At 69.7% G+C, this 11,214-nt stretch carries 19 protein-coding genes; 4 read left to right on the top strand and 15 right to left on the bottom strand.

All coding sequences use genetic code 11. From position 1 onward, the window contains the following. The first annotated feature begins 281 nt into the window (after window positions 1-281). The 4 genes from J7U37_RS24165 to J7U37_RS24180 all read left to right on the top strand — a co-directional run bounded on the left by J7U37_RS24165 (window position 282) and on the right by J7U37_RS24180 (window position 3,375). On the top strand, window positions 282-563 hold the full coding sequence (locus J7U37_RS24165; protein WP_247637380.1) for a helix-turn-helix transcriptional regulator: 282 nt from the start codon (window positions 282-284) through the stop codon (window positions 561-563). 209 nt (window positions 564-772) lie between these two features. After that, window positions 773-2,431 carry an AAA family ATPase gene (locus J7U37_RS24170; RefSeq protein WP_247637381.1) on the top strand — a complete coding sequence of 553 codons (1,659 nt, stop codon included), beginning with the start codon at window positions 773-775 and terminating at the stop codon, window positions 2,429-2,431. Window positions 2,432-2,453: 22 nt separating this feature from the next. After that, window positions 2,454-2,711, top strand: coding sequence for a hypothetical protein (locus J7U37_RS24175; RefSeq protein WP_247637382.1), 258 nt, complete (start codon window positions 2,454-2,456; stop codon window positions 2,709-2,711). Window positions 2,712-2,760: 49 nt separating this feature from the next. Next, window positions 2,761-3,375, top strand: a complete 615-nt coding sequence (locus J7U37_RS24180) for a hypothetical protein (protein ID WP_247637383.1) — start codon at window positions 2,761-2,763, stop codon at window positions 3,373-3,375. A 402-nt stretch (window positions 3,376-3,777) separates the two neighbouring features. Here J7U37_RS24180 and J7U37_RS24185 read toward each other — a convergent pair whose 3' ends face one another. The 15 genes from J7U37_RS24185 to J7U37_RS24255 form a co-directional block, all read right to left on the bottom strand. Continuing rightward, entirely contained in the window at window positions 3,778-4,743 is a 966-nt protein-coding gene (locus J7U37_RS24185; protein ID WP_247637384.1) for a BRO family protein, read from the bottom strand. After that, window positions 4,740-5,360 (bottom strand): hypothetical protein, encoded by a 621-nt coding sequence (locus J7U37_RS24190; protein ID WP_247637385.1) that lies wholly within the window; start codon window positions 5,358-5,360, stop codon window positions 4,740-4,742. Before J7U37_RS24190 ends, J7U37_RS24185 begins: the two co-directional genes overlap by 4 nt. 796 nt (window positions 5,361-6,156) lie before the next feature. Then, window positions 6,157-6,327 (bottom strand): hypothetical protein, encoded by a 171-nt coding sequence (locus J7U37_RS24195; protein ID WP_247637386.1) that lies wholly within the window; start codon window positions 6,325-6,327, stop codon window positions 6,157-6,159. Further along, window positions 6,324-6,503, bottom strand: a complete 180-nt coding sequence (locus J7U37_RS24200; protein WP_247637387.1) for a hypothetical protein — start codon at window positions 6,501-6,503, stop codon at window positions 6,324-6,326. Before J7U37_RS24200 ends, J7U37_RS24195 begins: the two co-directional genes overlap by 4 nt. Then, complete coding sequence (locus tag J7U37_RS24205) at window positions 6,500-6,730, bottom strand: hypothetical protein (protein ID WP_247637388.1); 231 nt, start codon at window positions 6,728-6,730, stop codon at window positions 6,500-6,502. The genes J7U37_RS24200 and J7U37_RS24205 overlap by 4 nt, the downstream gene beginning before the upstream one ends. Continuing rightward, entirely contained in the window at window positions 6,727-7,107 is a 381-nt protein-coding gene (locus J7U37_RS24210) for a hypothetical protein (RefSeq protein WP_247637389.1), read from the bottom strand. The genes J7U37_RS24205 and J7U37_RS24210 overlap by 4 nt, the downstream gene beginning before the upstream one ends. Window positions 7,108-7,109: 2 nt before the next feature. After that, window positions 7,110-7,364, bottom strand: coding sequence for a hypothetical protein (locus J7U37_RS24215; protein WP_247637390.1), 255 nt, complete (start codon window positions 7,362-7,364; stop codon window positions 7,110-7,112). A gap of 2 nt (window positions 7,365-7,366) precedes the next feature. Next, window positions 7,367-7,906 carry a lysozyme gene (locus tag J7U37_RS24220; RefSeq protein ID WP_247637391.1) on the bottom strand — a complete coding sequence of 180 codons (540 nt, stop codon included), beginning with the start codon at window positions 7,904-7,906 and terminating at the stop codon, window positions 7,367-7,369. After that, the gene (locus tag J7U37_RS24225) at window positions 7,903-8,130 is read right to left on the bottom strand and encodes a hypothetical protein (RefSeq protein WP_247637392.1); all 228 of its coding nucleotides are present in this window, start codon (window positions 8,128-8,130) and stop codon (window positions 7,903-7,905) included. Before J7U37_RS24225 ends, J7U37_RS24220 begins: the two co-directional genes overlap by 4 nt. Next, window positions 8,127-8,465: a hypothetical protein gene (locus tag J7U37_RS24230; protein WP_247637393.1), complete on the bottom strand. Its 339-nt coding sequence runs from the start codon at window positions 8,463-8,465 to the stop codon at window positions 8,127-8,129. Before J7U37_RS24230 ends, J7U37_RS24225 begins: the two co-directional genes overlap by 4 nt. Then, the gene (locus J7U37_RS24235) at window positions 8,465-8,911 is read right to left on the bottom strand and encodes a hypothetical protein (protein ID WP_247637394.1); all 447 of its coding nucleotides are present in this window, start codon (window positions 8,909-8,911) and stop codon (window positions 8,465-8,467) included. The genes J7U37_RS24230 and J7U37_RS24235 overlap by 1 nt, the downstream gene beginning before the upstream one ends. Further along, window positions 8,908-9,180 carry a hypothetical protein gene (locus J7U37_RS24240; RefSeq protein ID WP_247637395.1) on the bottom strand — a complete coding sequence of 91 codons (273 nt, stop codon included), beginning with the start codon at window positions 9,178-9,180 and terminating at the stop codon, window positions 8,908-8,910. Before J7U37_RS24240 ends, J7U37_RS24235 begins: the two co-directional genes overlap by 4 nt. Then, the gene (locus tag J7U37_RS24245) at window positions 9,173-9,601 is read right to left on the bottom strand and encodes a hypothetical protein (RefSeq protein ID WP_247637396.1); all 429 of its coding nucleotides are present in this window, start codon (window positions 9,599-9,601) and stop codon (window positions 9,173-9,175) included. The genes J7U37_RS24240 and J7U37_RS24245 overlap by 8 nt, the downstream gene beginning before the upstream one ends. 108 nt (window positions 9,602-9,709) lie before the next feature. Then, window positions 9,710-10,636, bottom strand: a complete 927-nt coding sequence (locus J7U37_RS24250; RefSeq protein WP_247637397.1) for a hypothetical protein — start codon at window positions 10,634-10,636, stop codon at window positions 9,710-9,712. A 171-nt stretch (window positions 10,637-10,807) separates the two neighbouring features. Then, the coding region (locus J7U37_RS24255; protein WP_247637398.1) for a hypothetical protein at window positions 10,808-11,214 on the bottom strand (407 nt) is incomplete at its 5' end.

The raw sequence follows: 11,214 nt of genomic DNA on the forward strand, positions 1-11,214 counted from the left end.
GGGGACGGGGGCGAAGTGCGCGGCGCTGGGGAACCGCGCGCGGAAGCGGGCCCGGAGCGTTGGGTCGATCCCCGCAAAGGGGTTGGGGGCGGTGATGCCGCCCTGCGAGATCGTCGATTTCACCGTGTTCCGCCCCGTTCCAGCGTGTCCCTGGATCGAGCGTACCAACGGTGCCGATTCGCTCAAAACGCCTCTTGCGGGTTCGCTCCGATTATCGCAGCGGGCTGAGTCGTGAGAGCGCGCGCATCGTGCCTTTCATGCGATCGCGTTAAGGTCCGCCCATGGACATCTTCACGCTCGGCGGCCAAGTCGCCATCGCCCGCAAGCATCGCCGGCTCTCCCAGCGAGCCCTCGCCGCGAAGGCAGACGTGTCCGTCGAGTGGGTCTCGCGCTTCGAGCGGGGCGACGTCTACGAGCCAAGCCTGCACCGCGTCCTGCGCGTGCTCCACGTCCTGGGGCTGGACATGCGCCTGACCGTCTACAACCGGGGCATGCCGACGCTGAATGACCTCATGAAAGAGAAAGACGACGCAAAGGTCGACGAGGTCTTCAAGCTCATTTGAGTATTCGCGTTGTGGATACCTTTACTTAACAGGCGTTAACGCCTCACACGAGGCTTGCCGTTCGACGGAACTGAAGGCATAACCGCCGTCGTCGGAACAGAAGGAACTGCCGCCGTGACCCAGTCCCGCTCGAAACGGAAAGCCGCCTAGCCACCCTGAGCCACCGGCTCGGGACCGCTCATGCGCCCCCCGTTTCAAGCGAGAATCCGATGTCCAGCGACGACGACAAGAAGGCCAGCGATCTGGCCGCCGCGAATGCCCGTGGCATCCTCCTCGACCCCACGTTCATGACCGGCCCGCGCGAGCCCAGCCGCCCCGTCGATCTTTCCAAGTTGGCCGCCGGCGGCGAGTTCGTGGGCTGGTGCGCCCGGCAGGACGCCCGCCTGCGGATCACCGGCATGCTGGAGCACACGGACCTGCCAATCAGGATCCGCGACGTCCTGCAGCGGGCGATCGCGGACACGACGATCGCCAGGCTCCAGCGGGCCCAGGCCGCGCTGCGCGGGCTGGCCGACGGCAAGCGGACGCCCGAGGTCACATCGTCGGCTGCGCAGGTTCTGGCCGACGAGCTCGAATTCAACCTCGGCGCCCTCGGGTCCGCCAAGGCCAACGCGGCCGCCTGCGCGCTCTCTCTCCACCGTGCCTACGCCGCGATGCCGCATGGCTCGCCCGCGAAGATCTGGCTCTTCCTTACGTCGGCGCTGGCGTCGGCGGCGGACTCCCAGGTGGAGCTCGCCGAGACAGGATACATCACGGAGCCGCGTCGGCCCCGGCTCGCGGCCTTCGATGAGATGGCCCACCGGCTGGCGCAGTCCATGGCGGCCGTCAGCGGCGGCGTCCAGATGATCGCCGACGAGGAGGGCATCCTCCGTGGCGGCGCCGGCGTCTGGGCCCCGGAGACGCCGGAGATCTCGGCGGAGCTGGCGGGCATCGTCTGGCCGGACGAGATCCGCCGGCCCGCACCATCGGTCGCCCCGACGCTCGTCGCGCTGGCCAAGGGCGCGCTCGATCATCTGCCGGGGTCGGAGGCATCGGGCTCGTCGCGGACTTCGCGAGCGTCCACGCCCCGCGGGGAGTGGGGATACATGGCAGGGGTGGCGCTGCCGCTCGTCCACGGGATCGACGTCGCCGCCGCACGCAAGGCGATCGACGCGCGGTTCCCCTGGTACGCCGACCTGACAGCGGTCCTGCTGCGAGACCTGTCGCACGGGAAGTTCGCGAAGTTCAGGAACACGCTCGCGGTATCCCCGCCAGGATCAGGCAAGACCAGCTACTTCCGGTTCCTATGCGAAACCTGCGGGATACCTTGCGTTGTCCACAATGCGGCTGGTGTCTCAGACTCATCGTACGGAGGCACTTCGCGCCAGTGGTCTACTGGGAGAGTAAATTTTTCCTTTCAGACGATGGCAAGGTTCAAGGTGGCGAACCCGGTGATCATCATCGACGAGGCCGACAAGTCAGGCACGAGATCTGACAATGGAAAGCTTACGGATACGCTAATAGCAATGCTAGAACCTGCTGGAAGTCGTGCTTACCTAGACCCCTATTTAGAGGCCGAAGTAAATTTGTCGGCGGTTCAATACCTGGCCACGGCCAACTCGACCGATGGGATCCCCTCGGCCTTGCTGGACCGGTTCCGCGTGATCCACGTCGGCCTTCCCCGGGCGCAGGACCTCGCCGTCGCGGCGGCAAACCTCGTCGGTGAGATCCGCGAGGAGCGCGGCCTCGACGCGGCCTGGATGCCTGATCTGGATGCCGAGGAGCTCGCCCTCGTCGCCCGCGTCTGGAAGGGCGGCTCGCTCCGCCCGCTCCGCCGCGCCGTGACCGCCTTGCTCGACTCCCGCGAGACCCTCGCCCGTCGCCACTAAGCCCCCCCGAAGGAGAACACCCATGTCGAACGCACAGCAGAAGCGCGCCTCCCTCTTTGTCATCGACGTCGCGATCCGCGACCTGCGCGCTCGGCGCGAGCATGGCGATCTTAGGGGCGAGATCGAGGTCTCGGGCCTCAGCGTCCTCAACCTCGCGAACCGCGCCTATTCGCTTGGTGTCTACAAGCCCGAGGAGGCCCGGATGCTGAGCCAGCTCGTCCTGCGCCTCGCTGACGTGCTCCCTGCGAATCCGGACGATCGGAAGGAGGTCCGCGCGTGAAATCGGCGCGCGGCCCCCCGTCCATCCCAGGCATCAGGAGAGCATCATCATGATCGTCGAAGAGTTCACCACCATCGCGAACATGTCCTGCGAGCAGCAAGACGGGCACGTCCCCATCACGGTGACAGGCGTCATCCCATCCCCCCACGGTCCCCTCGTCCAGTGGACGGGCGGCTCGCCGGCGCCGCGGTTCGACGACGGCCGCACGCTCGGCCCACCCGCTGCGCAGGACCTGTGCCGCGTCCTGGCCCGGGTCATGGCCTGCCGGTGGCGCGAGGGCCGCGCCGTCGTCTCCAAGGACTGGAGAGAGACGCTGGCCTTACGCCATCCCGGGGTGTTCGAGGACGGCGGTCCCGCATCGTGGGGCGGGTGGCGGTGGCTCTGGGAAGGGGCCGCGGAGCTCATTGGGGAGACCAAGCCCCCGGGTTTCAAGACGCTCCAGACCAAGGAGAAGTTCGCCCAAATCAGATGGTATTACGGGCTCGGAAGCAAGTGTCGGGTCGGTCAGAGGGAAGAGGTCCGAACCATCGTCGACGGCATCGAGCACTTGTCGGCATTCGTCTGCGAATACTGCGGGGCGCCTGGGACCGTCCGACCGGGCGGGTGGGCCAAGACCTGCTGCGACCATCACGCCAAGCGCGAGAACCGGGAGCTTCCGCGATGACCCGCTTCTTGATCGCCCTGATGCTGGCCACGCCTGCCGCTGCGGACCCGCTCCCGCCGGCCGGGTTCTACTGCCCCATCGGGAGGGACATCATGCCCATCATCGTCGACGTCGGCGGGACGGTGGGCATCGACTCCCTGGAGTGCCGCAAGGCTCGGCTCGCCGGCGGACGCCTTACGTCTCGCACCTGCTACGCAAATGGGGCTAGCGTCTCATCTGTGGACCTTGAGCTCGTGGTCCTGCCCGGCGGAGGCCTGCTCCACGATGGTGTCCGGTACCGCCGGCAAGTCGGACGATGCCCCTAAGGATACCGAACGGGGGTTGGGGACATTTTCGATGCACGGGCGTCCGGGCACGAAAAAGGGGCCGGAGCGATCCGGCCCCCTTCGCGGATTCCGAGGCCTACAGGCCGGGGATGACGTCCTGGCTCGTGGCCTGCGCCCCCCGGCAGAAGTGCTCGGCGAGGGCAGCGAAACCAGTGGCGGTCACCCGGACCTCGCCGCGCAGGATCTCCCGTCCGTCGTCGCCCTCGACCGGCTCGACGCTCGGGCGCACCAGGCCGGACAGCCGGCCATTGCGGGAACACCTGACGCGCCGGTCCGCGCCGCGGACGAGGAATCCGAGGGCCAGCAGGTTGTCGACGATCCGGATCCGGTCGACGCCGATCTCGACCGCCGCGTCGGACAGCGACCGATCGCCGGCCGCCATCGCGAGCCTCTCGTGCGCGAGCACCTTGGGCCGGTCCGCATCGACGCGGACGTGGAGTTCCGCGAGGGCGGCCGTCACCACCTGTCGGCCGTGGGCGTGCTCGTCCCGGCTGATGCGCGTCAAGGCGTGCGCCTGCTCCTCGGCCAACCTCGCCGAGGCATGATGGGCGACGAGGGCGACCATCATCGACGGGTCCTTTAGCGCCTCCAGCATCGGGGTGAGCACGGGATCGAAGTCGGCGCGGACGGCGACGGGTGCGTAGCTGCCCGTGCGCTGGATCTCGGGCAGGACCTCGTGGAAGACCCGACGTTGGAACCGTTGGATCCGCGCCATCGTCGCGGCCGGCAGCGCCTTGGTCGCGCGCCGCTGAAGGATACCCTTGTACAGGCCGGCCTCCGAGACGTGCAGCTTCGCCTGGATGCCGCCAGGGGTACGCACACTGTGCGTACCCTTCTCATCCTCGTCGAGGGTCCGCGTGAAGTCGGTCGCCTTGCGGTAGCCGAGGGCGGTCGCGACGTCGCTGGCATCGAGCCAGCCGCCGTCATCGATCAGCAAGCCGTTGATCCGCTCGCCGTCGAAGTCGAACGAGAAGGCATTGTCGGTGCGCTGGAGATCCGCGGGCGCGGTGGGGATCTGGCTGTGGGCGAGAGCGATGTTCACGCGCGCATCCCGGCGTTGAGGGCGACGGCGTCGATGGGGAGCTCGACGAACCGGATGTTGTCCGGGAGCACCACGCCTTCCTTGATGTGCGACCCGACGACGTAGGCCCGCTCGATCCCGGGGGCGGCAGCGAGGTACTGGCTGACCTCGAACACGGTCATCCGGCCGACGCCGGCGCTGGCGAAGACCCAGGGGCACGTCATGCCATCGACGAGGATCCACCCGTCCATGTCGTGCGCCCTGTTGAGGAAGGAGACGCCCTCGGCCGGCGCCGAGCCGGGGAGGTACGATCCGGGCGACCGGCGGAACGCGTCGCGGGCCTCGACGAGGCGCCGAGCGAGGACGGAGGCATCCTGCTCGGCAGCGATCATCACGTCGAGCTGGTCGGCGATCCGCTTGCGGGCCATGGGGTAGTGGGCGTCGTGGACGCTCGTCCCCTCGATCTCGTTGAGCAGGATCGCCTTCGCCAGCATCGGATCGGAGGCGGCCGTGGCGGAGACGCGCTCGTGCATCTCGGCCTCCTCGACCGCCTGGGCGGCGGTGACGAGCAGGCTCTTGAGCAGGTCCGTATCCGTGGACGAGAGCTCCGCGTGGGGGCGCATCAGCAGCGCCCTCATGCTAGTATCACTGGACGGCGTGGTCATCGGGTGTCTCCGGTGTCTGCCTACACCTGCCGCAGCGCTCCAACGCTGCAGCAGGTGGCTCGCGAATCGAGGCCTGCGTAGGGTAGACCCACGCCAGTGAATCTGTAAATGGTACGGAGTGCCGGTAGGGCAATGGTGCCTGAATTCGGCCCCGATCCATTCTGCAGGAGCACGTCCGTGACAAATGTAGTTGAGCTCTCAAGCAACGAGACGAACCCAACTTCGCATCAGCTGCGATGTGCCCGCGCAATAATCGGGATGAACCAGGAGCAAATCTCGATTCAGGCCGGAATATCCGCGAAGACCCTTATTTCAGTCGAAGCGCGCAAGTGCACCAGGTCAAGCCTGTTTGCAGTCATAACTGCCTACCGGCGAATGGGCGTGACCTTCGAGGCGTCAAGTGACTACTCGATACAGAGCGTGACGCGGCATTTCAGCGAGCCACAGGTCGAGCCCGTTATCCCCTCGGACTAGGGCTCGCTCCGAAGCGGGGCCGCCTCGTCGCGGCGCGAATCAGTTCGCTCGCGCGCCGGCCGCCCCATCGCTCAGCGGCGGCATCGTCGCCGCCGCTGGCCAGGGTCGCGATGACCCTGGCGGCCGTGGGCTTCGGCCGGAGCTTGGACTCCCAGTCCTCCTCGTGGAAGGGCCTGCGAGGCGGGTCAGCGCGCACGGGTCCAACCTGTCCCGACGTAAGGCGGGATCCCGTCGGCCAGGAGGCCTGCGCGGAGCAGGGCGGCGATCGTCAGAAGATAGCTCTGGTCGGCGGGCGTCATGATCGGTCCCCTTCAGGCTCGGCGGCCGCGATGGCGGCGACCGCCTTCTCCAGGCGCGCCTCCCACGAACCAGGCAGGACCCGGTCTGCGGGCAGGCCGAGGAACCTGCGACGGCCCTGGACCAAGGCGCGGGCGGCCTCGATGACCGCGGCGATCTCGGGCGTCACGGGCGGGATCTCCGGCGCGGCGGGGTGACGGCATCGATCGCGGCGGCCACGTCGGCACGGGTCGGCGCCGGTGCGAGGGCCTCGCCCCGGAGGACGGCGACGACGCCATCGAGGGACCTGTCCGCGGGCGGCGCCGGCACGTGGCACGCCAGGGCGACGAGCGCGATCGACATCATGGCGCGGGGGCCACGATTCGACCGACGGCCCCGAGGCGATCGGCGCAGTCGGCCCGGGCGTCGCGCAGGTCGGACACGTAGCCGGCTACGTCCCGCTGGGTCCCGCCCCGGCGCCAGGCGGGCTCGCCGGCGCACGTCAGCAGCGATGCCGGCACGGTCGGGCTGGTGACGGTCTGGCACCCGGCGAGCCCGAGGGCGACCGCGGCAAGGATGGCGATGCGGGTCACCGGCGGCCCTCCAGGACGTCGCGGAGGACCGAGGCGACGGGGCCGTCGTCGGAGGCGGGTGCGGCCTGGATCCGGCGGTGGGTCTCGCGGGCGGCGCGGGCGCGCTTGTCCGAAATCCGGGACATGGCCTCCAGCTCGGCGATCGCACGGGCCTTGCCGGCCGCGTCGGCCTTGGCCTCGTCCCGCTCGCGCCGGGTGGAACCGAGCTCGTCCGAAATCCGGGACACGTAGGCAGCCCCGGCGAGGACGACGGCGAGCGCCAGGAAGGGGACGGCCAGTCGCGGGAGGTAGAGGAAGGCGGCGACGGCGGCCGCCAGCGCGACCAGGGCCGCGATGCCGATCGGCGTCCAGACGAGCGCGAGCGCCAGGTCGAGCATGGTCAGTGCACCTCGCCCGCGGCTCGCTTGAAGGCGCGCGCAACGTCCTCGGCGCCCTCGGTCGAGAAGGTGGTCAACCGCGTCCCGGGCGGGAGCTCGAACACCGAACCCGGGGTGAGGGTCAGGGAGTGGAGGTCGCGGCACGGGCAGGCCGGCGGCGGCGCCCGGGCGACGAGGATATCCTTCACGGCCTCGACGAGGGCGCAGAAGGCGGAGAACACGAGCAGCGCGATGCAGAGAGTTTCGAGGATCGACATGGTCAGATTCCCTTGAGGCAGAGGGCGCGTTCCTGCGTCCGGCGCCGGGTCAGGCCCGGCGTCGTGACGCCGACGGCGCGGTTGAACTTCAGCATCGCGTCGCAGGCGGCGCGGGTCTCGCCGGCGTTCCAGAGCCTGGCGATGGAGCTCTTGCAGAAGCCGACCGAGCCGATGTTGTAGGAGAGGCTCAGGAAGGCGGCGTAGGTCTCGTCGGCCATCGGCCGGGTGACGCAGGCCTCCAGCTTCAGGGCGTACTTCTCCAGGCTGCGGGCGAGCATCGCCTTGCACTCGGCGATCGTGAACGTGTCGCCGCGCCTGATGCCGTCGGTCTCGCCGAAGCATGCGGTCCACGGCTCGGGGCCCGTCGCCGGGTCCGGGTAGGCCGTGGTGCGGAGGCCCTCGAACCCGCCGACGAGGCCGGTGCAGAGCGTGGCCACCGCGACGGACCGCTTGAGCCGGGACCCGAGCTTCGGGCCCGTCGGCCGGGGCGCGACGGGGGCGGGGACGGGCACGGCGGGCACGGGCTTGCGGAACCACATCATGCGTCGGCACTCCCGGAGACCGAGGGCTGCGCGAACAGGCGGGCGACGCCGCTCGCGATGGTGACGAGCATCGCCAGGACGGCGAAGATGCCCTTCGGGATCGGCGGGTCGGACAGGAAGACCTGGACGACGATCTCGGCGCCCGAGAGCACGGTGGCGAGAATCGAGAGCCTGAGGCTCCAGGCGTTGCGGACGACCCGCCGCCAGTTGTCGACGAGCCTCATGGCGCGGGCCTCCGGGTACGGGTGCTGCGGGGCGGCAGCGGGGGAGCGGGCGGCGAGGGCGGCCCGCCGCCGAGGGTGCGCAGCAGCAGCTCGCCGTGCTGGTTCAGGGCCCGGGTGAGGTCCGTTCCGGTGCGGACGATCGTGAAGCCGAGGTCGCGGTCCTCGGGGGAGAGCGAGATGCGGGCGGAAGGGGCGTCGGACGGGTGCCGGGGCGTCCGCAGCCTGCCCCAGACGTAGACGGCCCCCGCGGCGCTCGCGGTGCCGATGATGCCCCCGACCGCCTTCAGGGCGTCGGCAGGGATGGAGACGAGGGTGGCGTACGCGTCTTCAAACATTAGGCGCCCCTCCGGGCGATGGAGGCGCGGCGGTCGTTGCGGCCCTGGTCACGGGCCGAGCGAAGGGCCGAGAAGATGTCGAGCGCGCAAAGGGCGAGGCAGACGGCCTCGCCGGTGTTGGTCCCTTCGAACCCGTCGCGCGAGAACGACCAGGCCATGAAGGACCAGAGCGAGGCACCGCACAGGGCGGTCAGGAACCGGAGGATCGGCGACCGGTGCCAGTTCCCGTTGATCCAGAGAGCCAGCATACGGAGCAAGGCCACGAACACCGTGCCCATGCCCCAGGTCGTCTCGGTCGCCACCGCGGCGAAGCCGACGAAGGTCGGCCTGGAGAAGGTGTGACCCGGCATCAGCAGGGCCGTGCCCCATGCCAGCAGGACCAGGGCGCAGGCCCATTCGAGCTCGCGGTTGACGTGGCGGTGCGGCGTAGGCTGGATCAGGGTCACGACCTGCCCCCCTTGGGAGAAGCGGGGACCCGGTCGGCGTCCCCGGCGTCCTCGGGCTCGGACGGGGCGGGCTCGGTGACCGTGGGTGCGGCCGTCCCGGGGACATCGAGATCGGCGTGCCGGACGACGCCCTGGCAGCCGCAGCGGCCGCAGTGGACCTCGGACCAGTCCATCCCGGCTGCGAGCAGGGGCCGCATGGCGGCCTTGCAGGCGTCCGCATCGGCGCAGGCGTCGAAGGTGAAGGTGGCGGCGGGGGCGGTGTCAGTCATGGTCGGCGTAGTCCCTATCGAGCACGGAGCGCGGGCGACGGGGCGGGACCGGCGAGACCTCCCCGGCGGCCTCGAAATCGGGGCGGATCTTGCGGGCGAGGACGGTGACGACAGCTCCGTCCGCGATGACCAGGCGCAGGCCGTCGGCGATGACGCTGTGCGCACCGTTGGCGACCCCGAGGCCGCCCTGGATGCTGATGCGCCGGCGAATGGCGCCGACGTTCACGCCACGGGCCCTCAGGGTGGCCAGGGCCGCCGCGTCCTCGCCGTCGACCGCGATCCCGAGGGCGCGCTCGGCGTACCGGCGGACGGCATGGTCCGTGGCCCGGGCCCGGATCCCGCCCGGGTTGGCGCGCTGGGGATCGACCACGACGCGGACGGTGCCGCCCCCGTCAGGGGCGCTCGCAGGGGATGGGTTCACGGTGGGGTTCCCGGTGTTGACCCACACAGACTCCCCCCGCGACGGGGTATTCGGATAGGCGCCCGGGACGAGGTCATGGGGAGCCCGGTCCCCACGGCAGGGAACTTTTCAGTTCCGGAGCTCGCTCAGGCGCCGGTGGTCGATGTTGTCCTTCAGCTGCGCGGCCATGATGTCCGGGATCCGCGCGGCCGCCTCGCGGCATGCCTCGTCCCACGGCGCCTGGAGCTTCGGCTGGTAGGTCGCGCGGTCCACGGCGAGGAACAGGATGCGGGGGTGGTCGCTGTCGCGCATCTTGCGACCCACGCGGGCGATGTCGCCGTTGCGCCGGACGATGACGGCGTCGAGGGCCTTGGCGCCCCGGTGGAGCACGTCGTGCTCGGTCACCGGCACCCGTGGCGGCCGGGCGACGTAGGCCATGTGCGACTGCCCATGGACGGTCACGGGCCCGTAGTAGACCCCCCACCGCGACGAGGACCGGCCCTTGCCCTTGGTCGCCTTGCCGGCCTGCATCTCGCGGTGGAGCTGGGCGAGGAGCGAGACGGGGACGCCGCCGCCGGCCGTGGGCCTGACGCCCTGCGTCAGGGTGATGTTGTCCCACCACGGAAGCAGGATGTGGTCCTGCGCGAGGCCGACGTCGCCAGGGGTGCGGACGTTGTTCCCCATGCCGAACATGTATTTCAGGTAGGTCGACTGCTTGGCCTTCACGAAGACCTGGGCGTAGACGTCCTCGACGTCGCGCGCCCCGTTCTCCAAGCCGTTCAGGTCGGACTTGGACAGGCGCTTGTAGGCGACCGCGCTCTTCGTCCACGGGGCCTGCCGCTTGAGGTGCTTGTCGAACTTGGCGCGGATCCCGATGGTCGCGGCCTTGGCGGTCTCGTCCACCGCCCAGCCGAATGCGCGCCGGTACTTGGCCATCCCGACCGTCGAGACGAACCTTTCCTTCCAGGCCTCGATGGAGGCCCCGAGGTCGGTGGTCATCTCCACGCCGTCGAAGGATCGCGTGTCGAAGCTGGAGGAGTTCTGCTTGCGTGCCATGCCCGGGACGATGCCGGGGAGGCCGTGTCCCGGTCAGCGTCACGACCCCTGACATGCGAAGGCCGCCCCTGGTTCGCCCTGGGACGGCCTTGCCGAATGTGGAGCATTCTAGCGGATCGGAACCACGCCTATGCAGAATGTAGCGTGACGCCCCGAGAGCAACAAGAGCGGTCAGCCGCCCCTCGATGCACGCCAATAGTTGTTGTCCCACTCGGCTGCGACGGCGGGCTTGGCATGGGGAGCGAGCGGTACCCGACGCGCCTGGGAGCTCGTGGAGCGGCTCGAAGCGGGTCGACGGCCGGAAGTGCCGGCGACGATGCGGCGCCCCCCGTTGAAGGCGATATCGAGTTCCAGGCGGGCAGCGTCGGCAAGGGCCCTATCGGCCTCTCTGGGAGCCCCATCGCTGTCAAGCGTCCACCAGGCCTCGCGGCTCCGGTACTTGCCGTCGTCGGCCGGGACGGTCCACGACCACGACCCCGAGGCGGTCTCGACGGTGGCGTGGTAGCGGGTCCAGCGGCGGATGCGGATAGCCCCGGCCGGTGCCGATGGCAGGAAGGGGGCGGCGACGGGGGCAGGTT

Origin of the sequence: Methylobacterium sp. 37f (assembly GCF_023093475.1) — a bacterium.
GTDB lineage: Bacteria > Pseudomonadota > Alphaproteobacteria > Rhizobiales > Beijerinckiaceae > Methylobacterium.